General features: G+C 65.7%; 21 protein-coding genes. 3 read left to right on the plus strand and 18 right to left on the minus strand.

Annotated elements, in window-relative coordinates; genetic code table 11:
- Positions 1 to 126: 126 nt before the first annotated feature.
- From ACSE4D_RS03860 to ACSE4D_RS03900, 9 genes are all read right to left on the minus strand, one after another.
- Positions 127 to 888, minus strand: a complete 762-nt coding sequence (locus ACSE4D_RS03860; protein WP_135537252.1) for a CPBP family intramembrane glutamic endopeptidase — start codon at positions 886 to 888, stop codon at positions 127 to 129.
- A gap of 24 nt (positions 889 to 912) precedes the next feature.
- Positions 913 to 4,770, minus strand: a complete 3,858-nt coding sequence (locus tag ACSE4D_RS03865) for an efflux RND transporter permease subunit (RefSeq protein ID WP_436326676.1) — start codon at positions 4,768 to 4,770, stop codon at positions 913 to 915.
- 101 nt (positions 4,771 to 4,871) lie between these two features.
- Positions 4,872 to 6,095: an MFS transporter gene (locus ACSE4D_RS03870; RefSeq protein ID WP_135537492.1), complete on the minus strand. Its 1,224-nt coding sequence runs from the start codon at positions 6,093 to 6,095 to the stop codon at positions 4,872 to 4,874.
- Between the two features lie 89 nt (positions 6,096 to 6,184).
- Positions 6,185 to 7,054 carry a nitroreductase family protein gene (locus tag ACSE4D_RS03875; protein ID WP_240689524.1) on the minus strand — a complete coding sequence of 290 codons (870 nt, stop codon included), beginning with the start codon at positions 7,052 to 7,054 and terminating at the stop codon, positions 6,185 to 6,187.
- Entirely contained in the window at positions 7,042 to 7,572 is a 531-nt protein-coding gene (gene msrA, locus ACSE4D_RS03880; protein ID WP_135537253.1) for a peptide-methionine (S)-S-oxide reductase MsrA, read from the minus strand. The genes ACSE4D_RS03875 and msrA overlap by 13 nt, the downstream gene beginning before the upstream one ends.
- A 135-nt stretch (positions 7,573 to 7,707) precedes the next feature.
- Positions 7,708 to 8,922 carry a hypothetical protein gene (locus tag ACSE4D_RS03885; RefSeq protein ID WP_135537254.1) on the minus strand — a complete coding sequence of 405 codons (1,215 nt, stop codon included), beginning with the start codon at positions 8,920 to 8,922 and terminating at the stop codon, positions 7,708 to 7,710.
- A gap of 46 nt (positions 8,923 to 8,968) precedes the next feature.
- Positions 8,969 to 9,634, minus strand: a complete 666-nt coding sequence (locus ACSE4D_RS03890; protein WP_135537255.1) for a peptide deformylase — start codon at positions 9,632 to 9,634, stop codon at positions 8,969 to 8,971.
- 20 nt (positions 9,635 to 9,654) lie between these two features.
- Complete coding sequence (locus ACSE4D_RS03895) at positions 9,655 to 10,458, minus strand: HpcH/HpaI aldolase/citrate lyase family protein (protein WP_135537494.1); 804 nt, start codon at positions 10,456 to 10,458, stop codon at positions 9,655 to 9,657.
- Positions 10,459 to 10,466: 8 nt separating this feature from the next.
- Positions 10,467 to 10,991 carry a MaoC family dehydratase gene (locus ACSE4D_RS03900; RefSeq protein WP_135537256.1) on the minus strand — a complete coding sequence of 175 codons (525 nt, stop codon included), beginning with the start codon at positions 10,989 to 10,991 and terminating at the stop codon, positions 10,467 to 10,469.
- 143 nt (positions 10,992 to 11,134) lie between these two features.
- Between ACSE4D_RS03900 and ACSE4D_RS03905 the strand changes: the two genes are divergently transcribed.
- The gene (locus ACSE4D_RS03905) at positions 11,135 to 11,485 is read left to right on the plus strand and encodes a histidine phosphatase family protein (RefSeq protein ID WP_135537257.1); all 351 of its coding nucleotides are present in this window, start codon (positions 11,135 to 11,137) and stop codon (positions 11,483 to 11,485) included.
- Positions 11,486 to 11,595: 110 nt separating this feature from the next.
- Here the strand turns inward: ACSE4D_RS03905 and ACSE4D_RS03910 are convergent, their stop codons facing one another.
- The gene (locus ACSE4D_RS03910; protein WP_135537258.1) at positions 11,596 to 12,081 is read right to left on the minus strand and encodes an SRPBCC family protein; all 486 of its coding nucleotides are present in this window, start codon (positions 12,079 to 12,081) and stop codon (positions 11,596 to 11,598) included.
- 47 nt (positions 12,082 to 12,128) lie between these two features.
- Positions 12,129 to 12,455: an ArsR/SmtB family transcription factor gene (locus ACSE4D_RS03915; protein WP_135537259.1), complete on the minus strand. Its 327-nt coding sequence runs from the start codon at positions 12,453 to 12,455 to the stop codon at positions 12,129 to 12,131.
- A 201-nt stretch (positions 12,456 to 12,656) separates the two neighbouring features.
- Between ACSE4D_RS03915 and ACSE4D_RS03920 the strand changes: the two genes are divergently transcribed.
- Positions 12,657 to 13,478, plus strand: coding sequence for an HAD-IIA family hydrolase (locus ACSE4D_RS03920; RefSeq protein ID WP_135537260.1), 822 nt, complete (start codon positions 12,657 to 12,659; stop codon positions 13,476 to 13,478).
- A gap of 282 nt (positions 13,479 to 13,760) precedes the next feature.
- On the opposite strand, the gene cls is transcribed toward ACSE4D_RS03920, so the two are convergent.
- The 4 genes from cls to ACSE4D_RS03940 form a co-directional block, all read right to left on the minus strand.
- Positions 13,761 to 15,233: a cardiolipin synthase gene (gene cls, locus ACSE4D_RS03925; protein WP_135537261.1), complete on the minus strand. Its 1,473-nt coding sequence runs from the start codon at positions 15,231 to 15,233 to the stop codon at positions 13,761 to 13,763.
- 234 nt (positions 15,234 to 15,467) lie between these two features.
- Positions 15,468 to 16,640 (minus strand): acyl-CoA dehydrogenase family protein, encoded by a 1,173-nt coding sequence (locus ACSE4D_RS03930; protein ID WP_135537262.1) that lies wholly within the window; start codon positions 16,638 to 16,640, stop codon positions 15,468 to 15,470.
- Positions 16,641 to 16,673: 33 nt separating this feature from the next.
- Positions 16,674 to 18,779, minus strand: coding sequence for an acetyl-CoA carboxylase biotin carboxylase subunit (locus tag ACSE4D_RS03935; protein ID WP_436326677.1), 2,106 nt, complete (start codon positions 18,777 to 18,779; stop codon positions 16,674 to 16,676).
- An 8-nt stretch (positions 18,780 to 18,787) separates the two neighbouring features.
- Positions 18,788 to 20,401, minus strand: a complete 1,614-nt coding sequence (locus tag ACSE4D_RS03940; protein WP_135537264.1) for a carboxyl transferase domain-containing protein — start codon at positions 20,399 to 20,401, stop codon at positions 18,788 to 18,790.
- Positions 20,402 to 20,538: 137 nt separating this feature from the next.
- Between ACSE4D_RS03940 and ACSE4D_RS03945 the strand changes: the two genes are divergently transcribed.
- On the plus strand, positions 20,539 to 21,171 hold the full coding sequence (locus ACSE4D_RS03945; protein ID WP_135537265.1) for a TetR/AcrR family transcriptional regulator: 633 nt from the start codon (positions 20,539 to 20,541) through the stop codon (positions 21,169 to 21,171).
- Positions 21,172 to 21,204: 33 nt separating this feature from the next.
- Here the strand turns inward: ACSE4D_RS03945 and ACSE4D_RS03950 are convergent, their stop codons facing one another.
- The 3 genes from ACSE4D_RS03950 to ACSE4D_RS03960 all read right to left on the minus strand — a co-directional run bounded on the left by ACSE4D_RS03950 (position 21,205) and on the right by ACSE4D_RS03960 (position 25,625).
- Positions 21,205 to 22,125, minus strand: coding sequence for an NADP-dependent oxidoreductase (locus ACSE4D_RS03950; RefSeq protein WP_425120586.1), 921 nt, complete (start codon positions 22,123 to 22,125; stop codon positions 21,205 to 21,207).
- 127 nt (positions 22,126 to 22,252) lie between these two features.
- On the minus strand, positions 22,253 to 24,415 hold the full coding sequence (locus ACSE4D_RS03955; protein ID WP_135537267.1) for a 3-hydroxyacyl-CoA dehydrogenase NAD-binding domain-containing protein: 2,163 nt from the start codon (positions 24,413 to 24,415) through the stop codon (positions 22,253 to 22,255).
- Position 24,416: 1 nt separating this feature from the next.
- Positions 24,417 to 25,625: an acetyl-CoA C-acetyltransferase gene (locus ACSE4D_RS03960; protein WP_135537268.1), complete on the minus strand. Its 1,209-nt coding sequence runs from the start codon at positions 25,623 to 25,625 to the stop codon at positions 24,417 to 24,419.
- Positions 25,626 to 25,722: the final 97 nt, after the last annotated feature.

Raw genomic sequence — 25,722 nt, forward strand, 5'->3', positions numbered from 1 at the left:
CCCGCACCGGATGACGGCACGACCCGGAAAGGCTCACCCGATCGAGACTTCCATCGGCAGGAAGCCCTGTGACGACCCGTCGGTGAACTGAGGATGAATCCGTGTGGACGAGTGCATGTTCGGGCCTCAGCCGAAATCGATGAGTGTGAGCACTCCCGGGGCCAGGAAACCGACCGCGTCGATGATGAAGTGCGCCCACACCAGCGGCATCAGTCGACCGCGGCGCAGGAAGTACCAGCCGAAGATGATGCCCATGGCGATGTTGCCGAGGAACGGCCCGATCCCCTGATAGAGATGGTAGCTGGCCCGGAAGATCGCCAGAGAGATGATGATCGTCCACGGCCCATATCCCAGCCGCCGCAGACGGTCGGCGCCGAATCCGAAGATGAGGACCTCTTCGAGGATGCCGTTCTTCGCCGCGGCGAGGATGAGAACCGGAATCGTCCACCAATGATCGCCGAGGTTGGACGGTTGGAGCTCGGCAGTGATCCCGAGTGCCCTCCCGGTCGCGTACATCCCGAGGGTGCCGATGCCGATGATGACGAAGATGAGGCTGCCGTGCCCGAGGTCTCGGAGTCGGTGCCCGTCGACGCCGAGGCGGCCGCTCAGGCTCCGATGTCCGGCATCGCGGGTGAGCAGGTAGAGAGCGAGGAGGACGGGAACGAGGCTGAATCCGATGTCGAACATCTGGTAGATGAGGTCGAAGCCGGGCCGCTGGGACTGCGAGGTGTTGAGTTTGGCTTGGGCTTCGCCGATGGGTCCTCGGGTGAGGATATCGGCCAGCCGCACGACCGCGTAGACGGCCGATTGGCCCAGGGACAGGGCCGCAACGACACCGAGCTCGAACCACAGGCGCTTTCTCTCCTGCCGTTCGAGCTCGGTCATCATGCACCCCACTGTAGCCGGGTCGGCTCAGTGCTTGGGTTCGCTGCCTCCGTCGTCGTGGCGCGGGTTGTGGCTGCGCAGTGTGAAGTCCGAATCCGCGCTGCCGCGTCCGGCTGCCTCGGGACGGCCCGTTCTGGGTTCATCCGAGCCGGGCTCACCGGTGCCGGGTTGGTCCGAGCCGGGCTCACCGGTGCCGGGTTCGTCCGAGTCGGACTCTGCTGCTCCGGCTCCGCCTTCGTCTGCTGCCGGTGTGGGTTCATCCGTCACCGAGGCGGCTGCACCGGAATCGGTCGGCCGCGGCTCGTCCTCCAGCCGAGTCGAATCCCGATCGGGCGCTTCCGCACGTGCCTCGGCCGAGTCGAGGACCTCGCCGCGGGCCATGTTCTTCACGTACCGCTTCTCCGCACGCCGTTCCTTGACTCCCTCGAGCAGGAGGTAGAGCACGGGCACGAGGATGAGCGTGAGCAGCGTCGAGCTGACCAGGCCGCCGATGACGACGATCGCCAACGGCTTCGAGATGAACACTCCCCCACCGGTCAGACCCAGTGCCATGGGCAGCAGCGCGAAGATCGTCGCGGCTGCGGTCATGAGGATCGGACGGAAACGCAGCCTCGCACCGTGGACGACCGCCGTGCGCAGATCCACTCCACGCAGACGGAAGTGGTTGATGAGGTCGATGAGCACGATCGCGTTCGTGACCACGATGCCGATGAGCATGAGCAGACCGATCATCGATGTCAGCCCCAGTGGGGTGTCGGTGATGAGCGAAAGCGCAACCGAACCGGTGGCCGCGAACGGGATCGAGACGAGGAGGATCAGCGGCTGCAGCAGCGACTTGAACGTGGCGACCATGATGACGAAGACGATGAGGATCGCAGCGAGCATCGCCAGGCCCAGCTGAGCGAACGCGTCGTTCTGCTCCTGAGTCGCACCGCCGGTGTCGACGCTGACCGATTCGGGCAGGTCGACATCGTCGAGAGCGGACTGCACCTCTGTCGACACGGCACCGAGGTCATCACCCTCCGGGGTCACAGACACGGTCGTCGAACGCTGCGCATCCGTGTGACGGATCGTTGGAGCGGTCTTGACCTCCTTGACTTCCGCAACATCGTCGAGCTTGATGAACCGCGGTTCCCCGGTCACCGCGGGAGCACCCGCGTTCGGGTCGCCGCCGGCCGCACCGGCACCGCCCGCACCGCCAGCGTCTCCGGCAGCACCAGCGTCTCCGGCACCTCCAGCCGCTCCGGCGTCTCCGGCGCCTCCGGCCGCTCCAGCATCACCGGCTGCGCCGGCATCGTCTGCACCGCCGGCTGCCCCTGCCCCGCCGGGAGCGGGGGCCGCTTCCTTCGGCTTGCCGGGGATCTTCAGATCGCGCAGCTTCTTCACCGTATCGGCATTGCGGTCGAAGAGCAGCACCGAGTGGGAGACATCGTCGATGACGACCTCGCCCACCTGCTGACCGTGCATGGCACGCTGCACATACTGTCCGATGGCCGCCTCGGTGAGGTTCTCTTCTGCGGCCTTCTTATGATCGACTTTGACCTCGATGACGGGCTGAACCGACTCGATGTCGCTGGTCACCGACTGCGCGCTGGAGACTCCCTCGAGCTGGTCAGTGACCTTCTTCGTCGCGGCCTCGAGCTCCTTGGGGTCCGTGGCCGAGAGCGTGATGTCGATCGTCTGCGCCCCGGGTGTCGAACTCTGGCTGAGCACCTCGACCTCACCGACGTCCTTGAGACCGTCGAAGTCCTTCTGCAGGTCGGTGGAGATCGACTCCGCAGAGACACCGGATTTCGTGTTGACGATATAGGTGCCCGTCAGCGAGGAGTCATCGGTGAACCCGAATGTCGTCCCGCCCAGCGACAGCTGGTAGTTGTCGACATCAGAGTTGTCGGCGAGGACGTCTTCGACCTTCTCCGCCTGTTTCGACGCTTCGTCGAGGTCGGTGCCCGGATCGAAGGCCTGCGAGACCTGCAGGGAGTCCTGACCGGTGTCGCCGAACAGTTCGGTCTTCAGCTGCGGGATCATCGCACCGGTGCCGGCGAGCACGAGCACGGCGATGAGGATCATCACCAGCGGGTGCTTCGTCGAGAAGGCGATGGCCGGCATGTAGGTCTTCTGCAGACGTGTCACCGGCGAATGCATTCCGGCGAGCTCGTCGACTTCCTGTGTGCCGTCCTCGGATTCGCCGTAGCGCGGGCCGTCGGCGCTCACACCGACAGGTCCACCGGCGCGTGCCCCTGCGGCCTCGTCGACGGCTGCGGTGTCTTCGGCGTCGGCGCCGGCAGCGACCATGTCGCGGTTCTTCTCCGCCTTCTTCGCGGCCTTCTTCTCCGTCCGCCACTGCGCGAGCATCGACTTGCGGCTGCGGCGGATCTCCGCCTTCTCCGCCCGGGTGAGCTTGACCTTCGACTCGCGTTGGCGCAGGAACCAATAGGCAAGCACCGGAACGATCGTCAAAGCGACGAACAGCGACGACAGGAGAGCGATCGTGGCGGTCAGCGCGAAGGGACGGAACATCTCACCGGTCTGCCCGGTGACGAACGCCAGCGGCAGGAACACGGCGACCGTCGTCAGAGTCGAGGCGGTGATCGCGCCGGCGACTTCGGAGACTGCAGCGAGGATGTTCGAGAACTTGTCACCGCCGGAGGCGTGCCGTCGTCTGATCGCTTCGATGACGACGATGGAGTCATCGACGACGCGGCCGACGGAGATCGTCAGCGCGCCGAGGGTGAGCATATTCAGAGTCTCCCCGCCCATCCACAGGCCGACGAGCGCGATGAGCAGCGACAGCGGGATCGAGATCGCGGTGATGATCGTCGCCCGCACCGAGAGCAGGAAGACGAGGATGACGAGGACGGCGAAGATCAGGCCGAGTCCGCCCTCGTTGAGCAGGTCGTCGATGGACTGTTCGATGAAGGGTGCCTGGTCGAAGGCGGAGACGAACTTCGTGTTCTCGCCCATCATCTTCTCGAGCTCGGGCAGTTTGTCGGCCACCGCGTGCGAGACATCGACGGTGTTCGCGTCGGACTCCTTCATCACCGACACCGACAGCGAAGGCTGGCCGTTGGTCCGGGAGATCGACTCGACCGGTTCGTCGACGAGTTCGACATCCGCGACGTCGGAGACCTTGATCGGGCCGTCCTTGCCGGAGATGACGAGATCCTTGATCGCATCGATCGACCGGATCCGGGTGCCGACCTCGACAGGAGCCGCACCGTCGGCGCCCTTGAGTTCACCCGCCGAGGTGGGCACACCGTTGGACTGGAGGATTCCGGCCACCTCGTCGAGGTTCGCCCCTTCATCCTCGAGATCGTCACGACGGATGCTGATCTCGACCTGTTTGGTCTTCGCACCGGCGATCTGGACCTGGGAGACTCCGTCGATCTTCTTCAGTTCCGGTTCGACGATGTCTTCGAGGTTCGCCGCCAGATGGTCCTCATCGGCGTCGGAGGTCACCGACAGGGCGAGCACCGGGATATCGTCGGTGCCCATCATCATGACATTGGGTTCGACCCCGTCGGGCAGGCTCGGCTGCACCTGGGACACGGCGCGCTGCAGGGCTCTGACGACATCGTCGGAGTCGTCGCCGTACTTCGTGCTCACCGTGATCTGCGCACTGCCGGCAGAAGAGGTCGAAGTCATGTCTTCGACCTCGGGCAGGGCGGTCAGCGCACCTTCCAACGGGTCGGTGACTTCGGATTCGACGGCCTCGGGGGTGGCGCCTTCATAGGAGGCGGTGACCGTCGCCTGGGGATTGTCGAGGGATGGGAAGAGCTCTTGCTTGAGCGCACCGGCTCCGATGACGCCGAAGATCACGGCAACGACGGAGATGAGCGCGATGAGCGCCCGGTTCTTCAAGCTCAGCCGGGTCAGGAAACTCACAGAGGGGACTTTCTGGTCGTAGGCAGGGCGACGACGCAGCACGTCGACTCCACCATCCTAGTGAATGTCCGCTGGGCGGCACATGAGGAAAACCTGACTCCTCAGGACTCTTTCTTCGTCTCCCGCACCTGCCGCGGACGAGTCTCACGACCGAAGAACCACAGCCCCGCAGCGATGACGCCGAGGAGGCCGGTGAGCAGGAACGCCCACGAGTAGTCGAAGCGGTCGACGATCGCACCGGCGATGATGGGCCCGATGATCGCACCGCCGTCGAGAGCCATCTGGTACCGCGCGAGCACTCGACCGCCCTTGCGTTCGCGGCCGATGACATCGGCCACGGTCGCCTGCTGGGCGGGGTTGGCCAGTCCGGAGCCGACTCCGGCGATGACGGAGAAGACGAAGAAGACCCAGATCGCGTCGGTGAACGCCAACGCCGCAGTGGTCACGCCGAGGACGAAGAGTCCCCATTGGATGAAGGGTTTGCGGCCGAGCGTGTCGGCGAAGCGTCCGACGACGGTCACAGCTGAGGCGTTGCCGATGGCGAACATGGTCAGGGCCAGTCCGGCTACGGCAGTGTCGGCCTTGAGGGCTTGGATCGCGAACAGCGGGTAGATGGCCACGCGGATGCCCATCGCCGACCAGCCTTGGACGAAGGCAGAGATGAGAGCCGAACGGTAGGCCGAGTCGCTCCACGCCTGGCGGAAGGTCATGACTTCCTGCTGCTTCTCATTCTTCGTCGCCTCCAGGCGGGCACGCCCGGATTTCGTCGAGGATCCGAACGCCGCGGTCGAGGCGAGGAAGACGCGCACGACGATCGCGGCCAGCAGCAGACCGACGGCGTAGATGATGAACGGCACGCGCATGCCCCAACCGGCCATGGCCCCGCCGAGGACGGGGCCGGCGATGTTGCCGACGAGGAAAGCGGTGGCGTAGGTCGATGAGGCTTTCGCGCGCGCATCGATCGGTGCGAGACGGACGATGAGCGCCATCGCGGAGACACTGAACATCGTCGACCCGATGCCGCCGAGGCCGCGGAAGACCAGCAGCTGCCAGTAGTTCTGCGCAAAGGCCACGGCCGCGGTGGAGGCAGCGACGATGAGGAGTCCGGTGATGTAGATCCGGCGTTCGCCGAAGGCGTCGACGAGGCGGCCCGACGACGGTGAGAAGACGAACCGGAAGAATGCGAAGGAGGAGACGACGATCGTAGCGGCGGTGACGCCGAAGTCGAAGCTCGCTGCGAACTGCGGCAGCACCGGGGCGATGATGCCATAGCCGAGTGCCACGATGAATGCCGCGGCCACGAGGACGTAGATCTCCTTGGGCAGCCGGCGTGCCTCGTCCTCGAGGGCGGGGGCCGTTGAGTCGGTGTCGGCTCCCGGTGATACGGCGCTGTGGTCCCGGTCGTCGTGGCCTGTCACAGGGTATCGAGGAACTGTTCGGGCGACGGCAGCGGTCGGGTGCTCGTGGCCAGGCGCTGTCGGTACCGTTCGGGAACGGCACCGATGTAGAACCACCCCATGAGCAGTTCGGAATCCTTGAGCCGGTGGAGCCGGCGGACCGGTTCGCTGTTGGCCAGGGTGCCCGAGCGCCACATCACTCCCCAGCCGGCCTGCCACAGGGCGAGTTCGAGCAGATGACCGGCTCCGGCGGCGGTGGCGTGCTGCTCCCATTCGGGAACCTTCTCATGCTTCGTCGGTGAGGCCACGAGCGCGAGCAGCAGCTCGGCCCGCAGGGGCTTCTGGTTGACCTCGCCGGGTTTGCGTCTGACTCCCCCGGCTTCGTCGAGGGCTTCACCGAGGCGGTGCCGGTCGTCTCCGCGGATGATGAGGAATCGCCAGGGGCGCAGTCCCTTGTGGTCGGCGACCGAGGAGATCGAGCGGATGAGTTCGAGCAGGTCGGCGTCGTTCGGGGTCTCCGGATCGACCTTGGAGATGGAACGACGCGTCGACAGGGCGTGGAGGACGGGGTCGGCGACGAGGTCGATCGATGACGGCACGGAGTAGTCAGGCCCGCGCCGGGTCGGCAGCCCGGATTCGCTGCTGCCGTTCCCGGCAGCAGCGGCCGCCCCGGCGGGCTGGGCGTTCTTCGCCTCCTCGGCGGCGAGGTTCTTCGCCCACGGTCCGGTGTTGCCGTCGAGGAAATGCGCGCGGACGCGTTCCTTCGTCACCTGACAGGCACCGTCATCGTAGGCACGGTCCGTGTCCTTGCCGGTGGAGCCTTTGGACTTCTTGTGCTTCTTGTCTTTGTGTTTGCCCTTCTTGTGCCCGCCCATCAGCTCACCCATTCGGCGAAGGCGGTGCGGGCTCGGTGGAGCTTCGGATCGATGATGACACGGCAGTAGCCGTTGTCGGAGTTCGCGGTGTAGAAGTCCTGGTGGACCGCCTCGGCGGGGTAGAACGTACCGAGCGGTTCGAGGGTCGTGACAATCGGGTCGTCGAAGAGCGCCTGCGCGGATTCGATGGCCTGCGCGAAATGCTGCTTCTCGGCCTCATCTCGATAGAACATCGCCGAACGGTATTGGGTGCCGACGTCGTAGCCCTGCCGGTTGAGGCTCGTCGGGTCGTGTCCGGTGAAGAAGAGCCCGAGGATGACCTCTTCGGGAACGATATCGGCGTCGAAGGTCACCTGGAGTGCTTCGGCGTGACCGGTGGTGCCGCTGCAGACCTCACGGTAGCGGGGATCGTCGGTATGACCGCCCGTGTATCCGGAGATCACTTCTCTCACGCCGGTGGTCCGTTGGTAGACGGCGTCGAGGCACCAGAAGCAGCCGGCGCCGAGGGTGAGGGTACGAAGATCGCTCATAACTCGTATAACGATGACACACGCGAGTTATTCCCGGCAGACTCCGCCTGCCTTCGACTCTCGATCGGGTCATCGTCGGGGCCGGCCGTCTGCTCGAAAATGGCCGTCTTCTCGAAAATGACGGGGCCCTCCGGCTCATTGCCCGTCGACGCGGATGCTCAGTTCCTCCGGTCGCGGCCAGGACTCCAGCGTGTGCACCTGTTCGTCGAAGACCTCGTCCGTGATCTCGAGACTCGACCAGTAGGCGGCTTCGTCCTCGTCGCCGGTCTCCTCGGGGTGGAGAGTGCCCGGCACGGAGTCGCGCAGGGCCGCGGCGGTGAGCATGTCTGCGTCGGTGTCCGCAATCGGTTCGCCCAGGTCCAATCGGTTCAGGCGCCCGTCGACGATTTCGATGCTGAGTTCCATGCTGCCCTTCGCCTCACCACCGGCTGCCCGGTCCGCACTGTCATCGGCATGGTCGGCGACACAGGTGAGACCGGTGATCGGGTAGGTCTGCATGGCCGGCACGATTGAAGGACTCACCGTGCGGGGACGAACTTCGATCGAGACGATGTCTTCTCCTTCAAGCACCTGCGCAAGCTGCTGGGAGTCGAGGCGGACCGGCTCGTCCCCCGAATGGAGAGAGTCCGGGTAAGTCACCCACACGAAGAACTGCGCGGAGTCGAACTGCTTGCGGACCGCCTCGGCGGTGGAAGGGGAATTCGGGTGCGGCTGGGACAGCAGGAGCTCGACCGATTCGCGGATATGAGCGGGCAGCTCGATTTCGACCGGGGCCCAGTTCGTCTCCTCGCCGTCGTCGGCCCAGGATCCGACCGTGTCGATGACCGCACCGGTCAGTGCCACGAGCCCGCCGCTGGCCACGGCGTTGAGCCCACGGCCCACGCCCTTCGGCAGCCGCTTGTCGACGGCCGCGGCGATGTTCTCTGTCAAAGGCCACAATGCCCAGCCGGCTGCCCCGGCCGCCACTGCGGTGGCTGCATTGAGAAATCTCGGTGACTTCAGGTCCGCGCGCTCATCCCACCACGCTTCGGGGTCGACACCGCCCTCACGCCCTCCGGTGCGGCCCTCTGCGTCGACTTCATAGGAGTAGCTCACCGGCCCGGTGCCCCGGCCTGTGAAGGATTCGAGGAATTCATCGATGCCGCTCGATCCGCCGACCTTGCCGAGGAACGCGGTGGTTCCGGTGAGCCAAGTCAGACCGCCGGTTGCCAATGCGGTGCCCAACCGCAGGCACCGCTGGTTCTCGGCCGAGACGTCACGCCTGCGGACCAGCGCGAGGGACGCTGCCGCCAGCGTGGCGGCAGTGCGGACGATTCGGTGATGACGCTGGGGGATGTCGGGAAGACGCATGCCCTCATCCCAGCATGTTCACCTGTGTTATTGGTGGGAACCGTCCTCACATCACCATGCCGCTGGGCAGGGCGAAGCCGAGTTCGGCGGCGGCCTTCTGCGTCGAGGGCTGATTCCAGAATTTCGCCACAGAGTCGTTCGTCGCCAACGACCGCATTTCGGCCTTGTCGAGGAACAGGATTCCGGACAGGTGGTCGGTCTCGTGGGCGACGATGCGGGCGGACCAGCCGGTCACCACCTCGGCGATGGGCTCGCCGTCCACAGCGGTGCCGCGCAGTTCGACCTCACGCGGGCGAGCGACGACGGCTTGGTATCCGGGGATCGACAGGCAGCCTTCGTAGAAGGCGACGTCCTCACCGGTGGCCCGCTCGTACTCGGCGTTGAGGACCACGCGCAGGGGCATCGGCTCGCGCTGGCGTGCCGCGGCGACCTCCGGGTCCCGAGCTCCCGGATCCTCGGCGACGAACATCGACAGGCCGATGCCCACCTGCGGGGCGGCGAGGCCGACGCCGGGGGCTGAGAGCATGGTCGCCCGCATCACCTCGGCGAGCTTGGCCAGCTCCGCGTCGTCGACCTGTCCGTCGAAGGGACGGGTTTCAGCGCGCAGCGCCGGGTCGCCGGCCTCGACGATGTCCGCGATCCCGCCGCCTGCCTCGGCGGCGGCGAGGACGGTGCGGATCTGGTCGGCGATGATCGCATCGGCTTCGTGCATCTTCCGTGTCCCTCCGTGGATCAGTCCGCGCGGGCGACGATGAGTTCGGCGTGCTTGAGCAGCGGAGCGTCGATCATCTTGCCTTCGAACGCGAACGCGCCCTTCTCCGTGGTGGCGAGTTCGAGGACGGACTTCGCCCAGGTCAGCTGTTCCTCGCTGGGACGGAAGGCGTCCCGGACGACGGGCACGTGGTTGGGGTGGATGGAGACCTTGCCGGAGAACCCGGACTGCACGGCGTCCTCGGCCTCGTCCGCCAGCCCCTCGAGGTTGGGGATGTCGGCCCAGATCGAGTCGAGGGCGTACTTGCCGTGAGCACGCGCAGCCAGCAGGGTCTGGCTGCGCACGTGCTTGGCCACGTCACGGTAGGCGCCGTCGGCGGTGCGCGAGGATCCTCCGCCGAGATCGGCGATGAGGTCCTCAGAGCCCCACATGAGCGCGAAGGTGTTCGGGGCCGCAGCGATCTCGGCGACGTTGACGGCCCCGAGCGCGGTTTCGATGAGCGCGATGACCTGGTAGTCGGCGAGGATCGTCAGGTCGGTGCCCCGTTCGGACTTCGGCAGCATCACGGCCGTGTACTCGGTCTGCGCGAGCATCTTGAGATCCTCGCCGAGGTGGTCCGAATCCCTGGCATTGATGCGCACGACCGTACGCGTGGGGTCGAGCGGGAAGTCGATGATCGCCTCACGTGCAGCGGCTTTGTCCCCGTCGTTGACCGCATCTTCGAGGTCGAGGATGACGATGTCGGAGCGTTCGGCGGCCTTCGTGTACCGGTCGGGGCGGTCGCCGGGGCAGAAGAGCCAGGCGGGTTTGAACTCGAGGGCCATGGGAGTGCTCACTTTCCTGATTCGGTCTGGTCGTCTGCGGTCGCGTGTCCCGCGTCCTTCGCGTGGCTCGAGTCGAACATCATGGTCTGACGCACGGCTTTGGCCACAAGGGTGCCGTCCTGGTTGTAGCCGCGGTGTTCGAGGGTGACGATGCCCTGCCCGGGACGGGACTTCGAGTTGCGCTTGTCGAGGATCGTCGTCTCCGCGTAGAGCGTGTCACCGTGGAACAGGGGTGCCGGGAAGCTGACCTCGGAGAAGCCGAGGTTGCCGACGATCGTGCCCTGGGTCAGCTGGGTCACGGACAGGCCGATGAGGGTGGCCAGGGTGAACATCGAATTGACGAGGCGCTGGCCGAAGGGCTCGGTCTCGGCGAAGGCCGCGTCGAGGTGGAGGGCCTGCGTATTCATGGTCACGGCGGTGAACCAGGTGTTGTCCGCCTCGGTGATGGTGCGCCCCGGCGCATGCTTGTAGGTCGCTCCGACTTCCATCTCGTCCAGCCACAGACCTCGTTGTTCGATGACCTTCTCGCTCATGTGTCACTCCTCACTCGTCGTGATTTGAGCTTATCGTCTGTCTCCGGCCCGCTGCGAGTCAGGGCCGGGTTTCGGTAGGCTCACACCCATCATGGCCATTGTGCGCACGCTCTACGTCGCCACCCACCCGGAGTCCGAGCACCATGTCGACGGTTGTCTTCCCTCCCGTGCCGGCCGGGCCCTGCGGCCACGATCTGCGCCTCGATCATTTCGAAGGCATCGAAGGCGCGGAGACCCGGCGTGAGGCGGGTGCCCGCGTCTATGCGGCGATGGACCGGATTCTGACGCGCCCGCGTGACCACCAGGTGGTGGTCACTCATGGGTTCTCGCACACCTTCGTCGTCGGCCGCTGGCTGCAGCTGCCGCTCGAGGCGATGGGACGGGCAGCCTTCGCGGCCTCACCGGGGTGCATCACCGAGCTGGTCGAGGATGACGTGTTCGGCAACCGCACTCTGCGCACACTGGCGGCCGTGGACCACCTCGACGATGTCTGAGGCGATCCACGGTCGTTGTGATGTTTCGTGCGGACGCTGCGGACTGTTGGGCGGATGAGCGCTGCTGCCTCATTCCCGGCGGGCCGAGGCAGGCTGTTTCCGGTCTCGGCTCAGGAGCCGAGCTCTGCATCGAGGACTCTGAATGCAGAGTTCCATCCGTCGTAGGCGCTCGCTTCGGAACCGGAATCGTTCGGGATGCCGGTCACGGAGAATGTCATGCGGGTGGTGGCCTCGTCGATCTCGTCGAATTCGATGCTCACCCGCGGCGATGCGTCGATCTCCTCGGGACTACCCCAGGTGAAGTCCAACCGCCGGGGCTGCTCGACGCGCAGATATCTGCCGGCGACCGGGAACTCCTGACCGGTCTCCTCGATGACCATCGTGTACGCGTAGAGGCCGCCTTCGCGGAGGTCGACGCTCACCGAGTCGCGTGGGGTGACGAGGGTCTCCGGGTGGAACCAGCGGGCCATGACGTCCGGGGTGGTCCAGGCCCGCCAGACCTGTGCGCGGGGTGCGGAGAAATCGCGGACGATGGTGAAGCCGGGCTCCTCGGTCTCGGTCGGGTTCGTGTCGGCGGTGGTGTCATTCGTGTTCATGATGCTCCTCCTTGAGTCGATCATCTTCCGTATAGGACTGCACGGGTTCAGGACGTCTCAGCCTGCTGGTCGGCGGCCAGAACCTGGTCGAGATTGTCGAATCGCTGCTGCCATTCGTCGTGAGCGGCCTGCAGCCAGCCGGTTGCAGCGGACAGCCTATCGACGTTCAGCGACACGATTCGTCTCTGGGCGCTCTTCGACCTCGTGATCAGGCCGGCACTCTCGAGCACCTTGAGGTGCTGGGAGACTGCGGACCGGCTGATCGGCAGCGGATCCGCCAGCTCTCCCGAACTCAAATCCCCATCACGGAGTCGATCGATGATCGCTCTGCGCGTGGGGTCGGCCAGAGCCCCGAAAACGAGATCCAAAGTCATTGAAGCACCTACTTAATTAAGTACCGCCTACAATACAGTCCTCAATGCAGGTGTCAAGGGTTCTGCACGGTCAGTGTTCACGTGATCGCCCCCCGTCTCGGCCGACCGGATCCGTCCCGGCATTCGTTTCCGGCAGGGGCATCGATTCCGACTAGGCTGGGAGTGTGCCGTTTCGGCCCACCCCTGAGTTCGAGGAGAGACATGGATCGCGATTCGATCGAATGCTGGCTGACCGATATGGACGGCGTCCTGGTCAAAGAGAACAACCCCCTGCCCGGGGCCGCTGAACTGCTCGCCCAATGGCGGCAGGCTGACATCCCCTACCTGGTGCTGACGAACAATTCGATCTACACCGCCCGAGACCTCTCGGCCCGGCTGCGTTCGAACGGACTCGACGTCCCCGAGGCGAACATCTGGACCTCGGCCATGGCCACCGCGGACTTCCTGTCCAATCAGGTCGATCACGGCACCGCCTATGTCGTCGGCGAGGCGGGGCTGACGACGGCTATCCACGAAGCTGGGTTCGTCATGACCGAACACGACCCGGACTTCGTCGTCGTCGGCGAAACGCATTCGTACTCGTTCGAAGCGATCACGAAGGCGATCCGCCTCATCGATGCCGGTTCCCGCTTCATCGTCACGAACCCGGACGCCACCGGCCCCAGCCCCGAGGGTGTCCTTCCGGCCACCGGCGCCATCGCCGCTCTCATCACGAAGGCGACGAACCGCGATCCCTACGTGGTGGGCAAGCCGAATCCGATGATGTTCCGTTCAGCCCTGAACAAGATCGGCGCGCATTCGATGAGCACTGCAATGATCGGAGACCGCATGGACACCGACATCATCGCCGGCATGGAAGCCGGCATGCACACCGTGCTCGTACTGTCGGGAATCTCCACCGTCGAGGATGTCCGCGCCTTCCCGTTCCGCCCCAACGAGATCGTCGACGGAGTCCACGAGCTCCTCGACGTCCCACTGGAGGCGCGCAGCGAGCTCGGCCCGGACGTCACCGGCTCCGCCTGAGACTCGCTGGCCCCGCTGGTTCGCTGGCCCAGGACGCGATGCCCCCAAAAACATAGGTCACTATCGGATACTTTCAAGCGCGAAACGTATCCGATAGTGACCTATGTTTCGGCGAAAGTGTCCGATAGTGACCACAAGTCCGCGCCAGGACGTGCCGGCGCGCCAGTTTCAGCACCGGCTACGGTGCCGCGCTCACTACATTGCGGAGGCTAACAGCAGGGTGCAGGATCACTACATCGCGGAGGCTAACAGCAGGGTGCAGGATCACTACATCGCGGAGGCTCACTGCAGGGCGGAGGTCAGACGCATCGCCGACTCCATGTAGCGGCGTCTCAACGGCCGCTTCTCCCACTCCTCGAGTGTCAGCTCTCGGCTGACCTCCTGGTAGCCGGCGACGACCTCGACGATGTCGTCGACGAGGTCACCACCGGTCGTGAGCAGGCTGATCTCGTAGTTGAGGCCGAAGGAGCGCATATCCATGTTCGATGAGCCCATCACCGCATAGGTGTCGTCGACGACGAAGCACTTCGTGTGCAGCACCGCCGGTTTCGGGAACATGAAGATCCGCACTCCCGCTTCGAGCAGCGACCGGTAGTACGAGGACTGAGCACGGTCGACCATGTACTGGTCGGCCTGCTCGCTGACATAGAGTTCGACCTCGACGCCGCGCCGAGCCGCTGTGCCGACCGCGGCGAGCAGCGATTCGTCGGGCACGAAGTAGGGACTGACGATGGCCAGGCGCTTCTGCGCGAGGTACATCATCGAGGTGAAGACTTTGAGGTTCGGTTCGGTGGTGAAGCCGGGCCCCGAGGGAATGAGCTGCATCGCGCTCGTCGCCCCGCCCACTTCGGGTTCGTTGCCGTCGCGAGCGTAGGGTCGGACCCCCAGCGCCTCTCCTGATTCGCTGTACCAGTCGGTGGAGAACACAGCCTCGATCCCGGCGACGATGGGGCCGGAGAGTTCGACCATGGTGTCGTGCCAATGACGACCGATGCGCACGTTCTTCTTATTCAGGTACGTCGAGTCGATCATGTTCTGCGAACCCATCATCGCCTTCGCCCCGTCGACGACGAGGAGTTTGCGGTGGTTGCGCAGGTCGATCCGCCGGGCCTTGCCCCGCCACGGGATGAACGGCAGCATGAGATGCCATTCGATGCCGGCGGCGGTCAGTCGCTTGCCCAGCCGGTGGAATCCCGGGTATTTCCGAGACCCGATGTGATCGAAGAGGACGCGCACTTCGACCCCACGTGCCGAGGCTCGTTCGAGTGCGCGGAAGAACACGTCGGTCGTCGAGTCCCAGGCCATGATGTAGATCTCGACGTGGACGTAGTCGCGCGCTTCGTCGACGAGCTGCGACATCCGGGCGATGGATTCCTCGTAGTCCGAGATCACCCCGTGGCTGTCACCGGTGACCATCGGAAGCGCGGTCAGTGCCCGCCCCAGCTGGGCGATGGAGACGAATTCCGGGGCGGCGACCAGCGAGGGCGGCACATCGGGCAGGTCGTCGGCGCCTTCGTGCATGAGTTCGTTCGCTTCGGCCTGGATCTCCGCCCTCCGGCGGTTGATGGAGGGGCTGCCCAGCATGATGAACGCGGGGATGCCGACGATCGGCACGAACAGGATGAGCAGCAGCCACGCCGAGGAGGACGACGGTCGCCGGTTCTCCGGCACGACGCCGATTGCGATGATCTTGACGATGTATTCGATGACGATCCAGGTCGTCGTCGCCACCGTAGCCACCACGCTGAGGTCCATCCGCGTTCACCTCCACAATCGGTCGCCCGGTCACCTCGATGTCCTGTCGCCCCAGACTATCGCCTGCCCGGCTCGGCCGAATCGATCACCCCGATCGAATCGCCCGCCGAGGCGGTCGTCCACGTCCGTACGGATGTGCACGACCGCCTCGGCGGGCGGGGTGCGGGTCGGTCCCCGAAGGAGCGCTTGAGCGCGAACGCGACCGGCGCGAACCGGTTCAGGGACCGAACCGGTTCAGATTCCGAGTTCGCGGGCGATGAGCATGAGCTGGACCTCGGTCGTGCCTTCGCCGATTTCGAGGATCTTCGAGTCGCGGTAGTGGCGGGCGACGAGGTATTCGTTCATGAACCCGTAGCCGCCGTGGATCTGGGTGGCGTCGCGGGCGTTGTCCATGGCGGCCTCACCGGCGATCATCTTCGCGATGGCCGCTTCCTTCTTGAACGGCAGTCCGGCGAGCATCCGGGAGGCTGCGAGGTAGTAGGCCGAGCGGGCGGCGACGACGCGGGCTTCCATGCGGGCGATCTTGAAGGAGATGCCCTGGAAGTCGGCGATCGGCTTGCCGAAGGCCTGGCGTTCCTTCGCGTACTTCACGGATTCGTCCACGCAGCCCTGAGCAGCACCGACGGACAGTGCGCCCACGGCGATGCGGCCCTCGTCGAGGATGCGCAGGAAGTTCGCATATCCGCGTCCGCGTTCGCCGAGCAGGTTGGCTTCGGGCACCTGCACATCGTCGAAGGTCAGGGGGTGCGTGTCCGAAGAGTTCCAGCCGACCTTGTCATAGGCCGGTTCGGCGGTGAAGCCCGGTGTCCCGGTGGGGACCATGATCGTCGAGATCTCGGGGACCTCACGGCCTGACTTCGAGGTTCGGGTCCCGGTCACTGCCGTGGCGGTGACCAGCCGGGTGATGTCGGTGCCGGAGTTCGTGATGAAGCACTTGCTGCCGTTGATCGTCCACGTGCCGTTCTCCAGCGTGGCCTTCGTCTTCGTGCCCCCGGCATCGGATCCGGCCTCGGGCTCGGTCAGACCGAAGGCGGCCAGTCCGGAGGCGTCGGTGAGCTTGGGCAGCCACTCCTTCTTCTGCTCCTCGGTGCCGAAGCGGTAGATCGGCATCGCACCGAGCGAGACGCCGGCCTCAAGGGTGATGGCCAGAGACTGGTTGACTCGGGCGATCTCCTCGATGGCCAGGCACAGGGCGAAGTAGTCTCCGCCCATGCCGCCGTATTCCTCGTCGAAGGGCAGACCGAACAGGCCCATCTGCCCCATCTTCGCAACGAGTGCGTAGGGGAACTCGTGTTTGGCATCGAGTTCGGCTGAGACGGGTGCGACCTCTTCGTCGGTGAATTTCGCAACACCCTGGCGCAGGTCTTCGTATTCTTCGGGCAACATGCCCGGAACAAAGGTTTCCATGGTTTCCTCCCCGCTTGCGGCGTGGTTATCGGTTCAGTTCTCTGATGTGGTGTCGGTGGACGGTGTCGCCGCGGATCCCTCGGCGGCGGATTCGTCGACGACGGTGGCGAGCACCTCGTCGAGTCCGACCTGGATGCCTGCGACGGCGGTGACGGTGACGATGCCGGCGGCGGGCGCGGTGAGCACGTGCTCCATCTTCATCGCTTCGACGACGACGATCGGGTCGCCCTGTTCGACGTGGTCGCCGGTGGCGACTTTGATGTCGACGACGGATCCGGGCATCGGGGCGAGCACTTCCGCACCGTCGAGTCCGGGCGTCAGCGAGGTATCGGCCCGCGGACGGCTGAAGGCATGGACGCCGCGGTCGCTGCTGACCCAGATGCTGCGGCTGCCGGCATCAGAGAAGATGCGGGCGGTGTACTGGATGCCGTCGATGCTCAGATGCCACAGCCCCGTGTCGTCGATGGTCACGGAGCCTGCCCGTGCACTCACCTCGACCCCGGGTGCCATGGCGGCGGCCGGTGCCGGGCCGTATTCGACCTCGTCGCCGTCGTCGACAGTCATCTCGCCGGCCTCGGCGAAGTCGAGACGCACGGTGGGGCGGAATTCGGGACGAGACGTCCGGAAGGCCGCCGGTCTCCCCCACGCCGAGGCGGTTCCGCCGACTGCTGCGCCTGCCAGATCCCGGGCCGTGACCGCACCGGTGATCGCGGTCCCTGCGCGGCCTAGAGTCTCGATGACTGCCGCGGCGGCGACCTGTCTGTCGATCTCGCTCGGCACGTGGGCCAGCTGGCTCTCGTCGAGGTTGTCGATGAGTGAGGTGTCGAGATCACCCGAGATCAATGCGTCGATGGTGATGAGCGTGCGCAGGAAGTCGATGTTCGTCACGATGCCGGGCACCGCCGAGGCGGCGAGCGCGGCGTCGAGGCGAGCGAGCGCGGCTGCCCGGTCGGGTGCGTGGACGATGAGCTTGGCGATCATCGGATCGTAGTCCGAGGCGATGGTCTGCCCGGCTTCGAGACCGGCATCGACGCGAATGCCTTCGCCTTCGGGGAAGACGACGTCGAGGGCGCGCCCGCCGGTGGGCAGGAAGCCGCGCGAGGGGTCTTCGGCGTAGATGCGAGCCTCGATCGAATGCCCGGTCATCGTGATGTCGTCTTGGACCAGAGGCAGCTCTTCACCGGCGCCGATGCGCAGCTGGAGTTCGACGAGATCGATCCCGGTGACCTCCTCGGTGACCGGGTGCTCGACCTGGAGACGGGTGTTCATCTCCATGAAGAAGAACTCGTCGGGGCGGTCGGCGCCGACGATGAACTCGACGGTTCCGGCCCCGACGTAGCCCACGGACTTCGCGGTCTCACAGGCCGCCTGGCCGATCCGGGCTCGGGTGGCTTCGTCGAGCAGCGCCGATGGAGCCTCCTCGATGACCTTCTGGTGGCGGCGCTGCAGCGAACATTCACGTTCGCCGAGATGGATGACGTTGCCGTGCGCATCGGCCATGATCTGGACTTCGATGTGGCGCGGGGTGGCGACGAGACGTTCGAGGAACAGGGTGTCGTCGCCGAAGGAGCTCGCGGCCTCGCGGCGGGCAGTCTTGAGCGCCTCGGGCAGCTTGTCCGCGTCGAACACCGCGTGCATGCCTTTGCCTCCACCACCGGCGGAGGGTTTGATGAGCACGGGGAAGCCGATGTCGGCGGATGCGGCGATGAGCGACTCGTCGCTCATGGCGGCGTCCTTCGTGCCGGGCACGAGGGGTACTCCGCGGGAGGACACGGCCTGCTTCGCGGTGATCTTGTCGCCCATGGTCCGGATGGCATCTGCCCCGGGTCCGAGGAAGACGATTCCGGCTTTCTCGCAGGCGGCGGAGAACTCGGCGTTCTCCGACAGGAATCCGTAGCCGGGGTGGATGGCTTGCGCACCGGTCGCCTCTGCGGCGGCGATGACCTTGTCGATGCGCAGGTACGACTCGGCAGCGGCGGCCGGACCGAGGTGCACGGAGAGGTCGGCGGCCTTGACGTGCGCGGCCTGGGCATCGGCGTCGGAGTAGACGGCGACGGTGCGGATGCCCAGCCGGCGGCAGGTGCGGATGACGCGCAGGGCGATCTCTCCGCGATTGGCGATGAGTACTGTATTGAACATGGAGGGGCTCACATTCTGAAGACGCCGTAGCCGCTGGCATTGAGCGGGCGTTCCATCGGTCCGAAGCGGGCGAGTTCGAGGGCCAGTGCCAGCACCTGTCGGGTGTCGCCGGGTTCGATGATGCCGTCGTCCCACAGGCGTGCCGTCGAGTAGTACGGATTGCCTTGGGCTTCGTACTGGTCGCGGATGGGCTGTTTGAATGAGTCTTCGTCCTCGGCACTCCACGTCTCTCCGCGGCCTTCGAGCTGGTCGCGCTTGACCGTGGAGAGCACGCTGGCGGCCTGTTCGCCGCCCATCACGGAGATGCGGGCATTGGGCCACATCCACAGGAAGCGCGGGGAGTAGGCGCGGCCGCACATCGAGTAGTTGCCGGCACCGAAGGAGCCGCCGATGACGACGGTGAATTTCGGCACCCGGGCGGTGGCGACGGCGTTGACCATCTTCGCTCCGTGTTTGGCGATGCCGCCGGCTTCGTAGTCGCGGCCGACCATGAAGCCGGAGATGTTCTGCAGGAACACCAGCGGCACGCTGCGCTGGTCGCAGAGTTCGATGAAGTGGGCACCCTTCTGCGCGGATTCGCCGAAGAGGATGCCGTTGTTGGCCACGATGCCCACCGGGTGTCCGTCGAGGTGGGCGAATCCGGTGACGAGGCTCGTGCCGTATTCGGCCTTGAACTCGTGGAACTCGGACCCGTCGACGAGGCGGGCGATGACTTCGTGGACGTCATAGGGGGTGCGCGAGTCCACAGGGACGACGGATGTCAGTTCCTCCGGCGCGTGCGCGGGCAGTCGCGGTTCGACGACGTCCCAGTTCGGCGCGCCCTTCGGCCCGAGCGTGGAGACGATGTCGCGCATGATCTCCAGGGCGTGAGAGTCGTTGGCCGCCAGGTGGTCGGTGACGCCGGAGACCCGGGAGTGCAGCGCACCGCCGCCGAGCTCTTCGGCGGTGACTTCCTCACCGGTGGCGGCCTTGACCAGGGGCGGGCCGCCGAGGAAGATCGTGCCCTGCTCGGAGACGATGATCGATTCGTCGGCCATGGCCGGGACGTAGGCACCGCCGGCGGTGCAGGAGCCCATGACGGCGGCCAGCTGCGGAATGCCCGCGGCAGAGAGCGTGGCCTGGTTGAAGAAGATGCGCCCGAAGTGTTCACGGTCGGGGAACACGTCATCCTGGTTGGGCAGGTTGGCCCCTCCGGAGTCCACGAGGTAGATGCACGGGAGGCTGTTCTCCTTCGCGATCTCCTGGGCGCGCAGGTGCTTCTTCACCGTGACCGGATAATAGGTGCCGCCCTTGACGGTGGCGTCATTGGCGACGATGACGCATTCGCGTCCGGCGACCCGGCCGATTCCGGTGATGATTCCGGCTCCCGGGCTGGCGTCGTCGTACATGCCGTTCGCGGCCAGCGAGGAGAGCTCGAGAAACGGGGTGCCGGGGTCGAGCAGTGCTTCGACGCGATCCCGGGGCAGCAGTTTGCCGCGGTCGATGTGGCGTTGCCTGGACTTCTCGGAGCCGCCGCGGGCGGTGGCCGCGATGCGCTCCCGGAGTTCAGCGATGAGCTCGGCGTGGGCGTCGGAATTGGCCTGCCCCATTGCCGGACTGATCGCAGTTCCCACTGCTCTCATTCCATCCTCGTTTCAGTTAACGATTATTAACTGACTGCTATGATACTGCTCACGAGCGAAAGTGACAATGCACGGTCGGGACAACGCCCGGATCACGGTGCTCGGCAGCGCAGCAGCGACGAGGAAGGAGAACGGGCATGCCCGACGACGACACGGCCAAGCCGACGGCACGAGCGGCGGCGAAGGCGGCGCGGCGCGAGCAGCTGCTCGCAGTGGCGAAGACGCTCTACGCCAGGCACGGATTCCACGGGGTGCGCCTTGATGACCTGGGCAAAGGGGCCGGGATCTCGGCACCGGCCGTCTACCGTCACTTCTCGTCGAAGGAAGCAGTGCTCGAGGAACTGCTCGTCGGCATCTCCGAGTACCTGCAGTCCGGCGCGGAGGCGATCGTCGCCGAGTCGGGCACCGGCACCGAGGGGGCCTCCCCCGCTGCGACGCCTGCGGAGGCGACTCTGCGCCGCCTCATCGACTTCCACGTCGACTTCGCGATGAGCGAGCCCGAGCTCATTCTCATTCAGGACCGCGACCTTGCGGCCCTGCCGGAGAGTTCGCGGCGGACCGTCCGGCGCCTGCAGCGCGCCTATGTCAGCCGGTGGGCCGAGGTCGTCACTGCCGCCCACCCCGGATGGTCACTCGAGGCGGCGACGGTACGCGTTCATGCGGTGTTCGGGATGATGAATTCGACCCCGCACCAGGCTCGACGCTCCAGCGCCGAGGTGGTCGGGGTCGAACTGCGTGCCGCCGCGGCCGCGGCATTGACCGTCGGCTGAGCCGACAGCTGAGGAAGCGGCTCGAAGAACGGCTCAGGGCACGATGACGAGCTTTCCGCGGACATGCCCGGTCGCACTGTCCTTAAACGCCTGCGCCACCTCGTCGAGGCCGTAGGTCTTGGCGACTTCGACAGAGAGCTTCCCTTCATCGGCGAGGAGGCCCAGTCGTGCGGTCTCGGCTCCGTCGGGGCGCACCCAGATGTACCGTCCGCCGTGTTCGGCGACGCTGGGATCGGCCACCGAAGCGTGGCTGCCGCCGTCAGCGAGCACAGCCAGGGTCTCGTCGAGGACTTCCCCGACGAAGTCAGCGACCCCGTCGACCTTCCCTCCGGCGGCGTCGAGCACGCGTTCGACCATTCCGTCCCCGTAGGTCACGGGCTCGGCACCGAGGCCGCGAAGATAATCGTGGTTGGCCTCCGATGCTGTGCCGATGACGCGGGCGCCTGCTGCTCGTGCGATCTGCACCGCGAAGCTGCCCACTCCCCCGGAGGCCCCATGGATGAGCACGGTGCGGCCCTCGATTGTGCCGAGGGATTCGAGGGTGCGCAGAGCCGTGCCGCCGGCCAGCGGCAGTCCGCCCGCCTGCTCCCAGCTCAGACTCTTCGGCTTGGCTGCGACAGCCCGCACCGGGACCGCCACCTTCTCGGCGAAGGTCCCCGTGCCCAGCACGTCCTTGCGCGCATAGGCGACGACCTCGTCTCCGATGGAGAATTCCGGGGTGTCGAAGCCGAGTCCGACGACGACACCGGCTACGTCCCAGCCCGGAGTGACGGGGAACTGCGTGGGCATGACCGGGTCGAGGTGGCCGCCGACCAGCTTCCAGTCGACCGGGTTGACGCCCGCGGCCCTGACCTCGATGAGCACCGAGGCGGGTGGGAGTTTGGGCTCGGGCATCTCGCGGACCGTGATGTCGTCGAAGTTCTCGGTGTAGGCGTCGTAGACGGCGGCTCGCATAGCAATGGCCTTCCGGTTGATGTCAGTGACACTGGATGTTCAGTGTGACTGGACAACACCGGAAGGCCATCGGGCTATTCCTGTGGACCGCCCCGCCTCGGCGGGATGTCCTCAGTCGATACGCGACTTACTCGTAGGTCTCCCCGGTCTTCGCCCGCTCGACCAGCGAGGCCGGCGGGGTGAAGTGCTCGCCGTACTGCGCGGCCAGTTCCTTCGCTCGCGCCACGAACCCTTCCAGGCCACCCTCGTACTGGTTGACGTACTGGAGGACGCCGCCGGTCCAGGCGGGGAATCCGATGCCGAAGATGGAACCGATGTTCGCATCCGGCACCGAGGTCAGCACTCCCTCGTCGAGGCACTTGATCGTTTCGATCGCCTCGGCGAAGAGCATGCGCTCCTGCAGGTCGGCGAAGGGCTGATCGTTCGACCCGGAGTCGTACTTCTCACGCGTCCCCTGCCACAGCGCGGTGCGTTTGCCAGCCTCGTCGTAGTCGTAGAAGCCGGCACCGTCCTTGCGTCCGGTGCGTCCCTGCTCGACCATCCAGTTGAAGACCGCCTCGGAGGGGTGAGCGACCCAGGTGCCGCCTGCGGCCTCGACCGCGTCTCGGGTCTCCTGATTGATCTTCTGCGACAACGTCAGCGTCAGCTCGTCGAGCAGCTGCAGGGCACCGGTGGGATATCCGGCCTGCAGCGCTGCCTGTTCGACTGTCGCCGGCTCCACGCCTTCGCCGACCGCGGCGACCGCCTCGGCGATGAACGTGCCGATGACGCGGGAAGTGAAGAATCCGCGGGAGTCATTGACGACGATCGGTGTCTTCCGGATCTGCTGCACGAGGTCGAAGGTGCGGGCGAGGACCTCGTCGGAGGTGTTCTCTCCGCAGATGATCTCGACCAGCGGCATCTTGTCGGCAGGTGAGAAGAAGTGGACTCCGATGAAGTCCTTGTCCCGGTTCACACCCTTGGCCAGTTCGGTGATCGGCAGGGTCGAGGTGTTCGAACCGAGGACCGCGTCGGGTTCGACGATGTCCTGGATCTCCTGGAAGACCTTCTGCTTGAGGTCGACGGACTCGAAGACAGCTTCGATGACGAAGTCGACGCCGGCGAAGTCCTCGGCGGAGGCACTCGGGGTGATCCGGTCGAGGACGGCCTGGGACTTCGCCTCGGTGGTCTTGCCCTTGGCCAGGGCGGATTCCTCACGCTTGGCGGCGTAGGCCTTGCCCTTCTCCGCATTGGCGAGCTCGACGTCCTTGAGTACGACTTCGATGCCCGACTTCGCGGCGCTGTAGGCGATCGCAGCACCCATCATTCCGGCACCGATCACACCGAGCTTCTTCACCGGACGAGGTTCGAACCCGTCAGGCCGCGAGCCGCCGGAGTTGATGTGGCCGAGGTCGAAGAAGAACGCCTTGATCATGTTCTTCGCCACCGGGGTGTGGGTGAGGTGGACGAAGTAGCGGGTCTCGACGTCCAGAGCCGTGTCGATGTCGACATAAGCGCCTTCGACCGCTGCGGCGATGGCAGCACGCGGGGCAGGCATCGGTGCTCCCTTGGTCTGACGGCGCAGGAGAGCGGGCAGAGCGGGAAGCATGGAACCCAGCGAGGGCGAGGTCGGCGATCCGCCGGGCATCTTGAAGCCCTTGACGTCCCAGGGCTGAGCCGCTTCGGGGTTGGCCTTGATCCAGTCTTTGGCGCGGTCGACGAGGTCACCGACCGGTGCCAATTCATCGATGAGTCCCAGCTCAAGGGCATCTGCCGCTTTGAACTTCGTCGAGGGCAGAATCGCCTTCTGCAGTGCATTCTGAAGACCGATGAGTCGAACGGTCCTGGCGACGCCGCCGCCTCCGGGAAGCAGTCCGAGTGAGACTTCGGGGAACCCGACGCGCAGGCTGGAGACATCCTCCGCCGCGATCCGGTGGTGAGTGGCGAGTGCGAGCTCGAGCCCGCCGCCCAGGGCTGCGCCGTTGACGGCGGCCACGACGGGCTTGCCCAAGGTCTCGAGTCGACGCAGGAGTGACTTCATATGGTTGGTCCGCGCGGCCTCGGCTGCGGAGTTCTCCGGGTCTGCCGCGCGCAGTTTGTTGAGATCGCCTCCCGCGAAGAAGGTCTTCTTCGCCGAGGTGATGATCACGCCCGTGATGTCATCGACGTTGGCCTCGAGCCACTTCACGGTGCCCTCGAGGGCGGCCGCGAAGTGGTCGTTCATGGTGTTGACCTTGGCGTTCGGATCGTCAACGACGACCGTGACGATACCGTCGGAGTCGGTGGTGTGGGAGTATTCGGTGTTCGTCATGTCAGACCCTTTCGATGATCGTCGCGATACCCATACCGCCACCGATGCACAGGGTGACGAGTCCGCGCTTGAGGTCGCGCCGTTCGAGTTCGTCGAGAATGGTGCCCAGAATCATGGCTCCGGTGGCTCCGAGCGGGTGGCCCATAGCGATGGCTCCGCCGTTGACGTTCACCTTCTCGTGGGGGATGTCGAGATCCCGCATCCATTTGAGCACGACGGCGGCGAAGGCCTCGTTGAGCTCGAACAGGTCGATGTCATCGACGGTCAGTCCGGCCTTGTCGAGGGCCTTCTGCGTGGCAGGAGTCGGTCCGGTGAGCATGATGGTCGGTTCAGAACCGGTGACCGCGGTGGCGACGACGCGCGCACGCGGCTTCATACCCATCGACTTGCCGACCTCACCGTCGCCGACGATGACGAGGCTGGCGCCGTCGACGATCCCCGAAGAGTTCGCTGCGGTGTGGACATGGTCGATGGCCTCCACCCAGTGGTACTTCTGCAGCGCCACCTCGTCGAATCCCGCCTGGGCGGCGACCTTGGTGAATGCCGGGTTGAGGGAGGACAGCGATTCCACTGTTGATCCCGGGCGCATGTGCTCATCGGTATCGAGCAGCGTGATGCCGTTGATGTCCTTGACAGGGACGATTGACTTCTCGAAGTACCCGTTCTTCCAGGCATTCGCGGCACGGGCCTGGGATTCGGCGGCGAAGGTGTCGACGTCGGTGCGGCTGAAGCCCTCGGTGGTGGCGATGAGGTCGGCGCCGATGCCCTGCGGGACGAAGTAGGTGTCGTAGTTCGTCGCCGGATCCTGGGCCCAGGCTCCGCCGTCGGAGCCGAGAGGCACGCGCGACATCGATTCGACCCCGCCGGCGACGACGAGGTTCTCGAAGCCGCTGCCGACCTTCTGTGCGGCGAGATTGACGGCTTCGAGCCCGGAGGCGCAGAAGCGGTTGACCTGGACGCCGGCGACGGACTCGTCGAGTCCTGCCACGAGTGCCGCGGTGCGGGCGATGTCCCCGCCCTGTTCGCCCACTGGCGAAACGACGCCGAGGACCAGATCGTCGATGGCTTTGTCGTCGAGTTCGGGGTTGCGCTCGCGCAGTGCGTCGATGAGCCCGGTCACGAGATCGATGGGTTTGACGCTGTGCAGAGAACCGCCGCGGTTCTTGCCGCGCGGGGTTCGCACCGCGTCATAGATGAACGCTTCGCTCATGTGTTCCTCACAGTCTGGATGGAAGACCGACCACAAGATCTGATCGATCGTTCAGTAACATTCGCACGTCCCATTGTGCCCCGGTTTCCGGTGACGG

The sequence above is a fragment of the Brevibacterium sp. FAM 27836 genome (genome assembly GCF_051351055.1).
Taxonomy (GTDB): domain Bacteria; phylum Actinomycetota; class Actinomycetes; order Actinomycetales; family Brevibacteriaceae; genus Brevibacterium.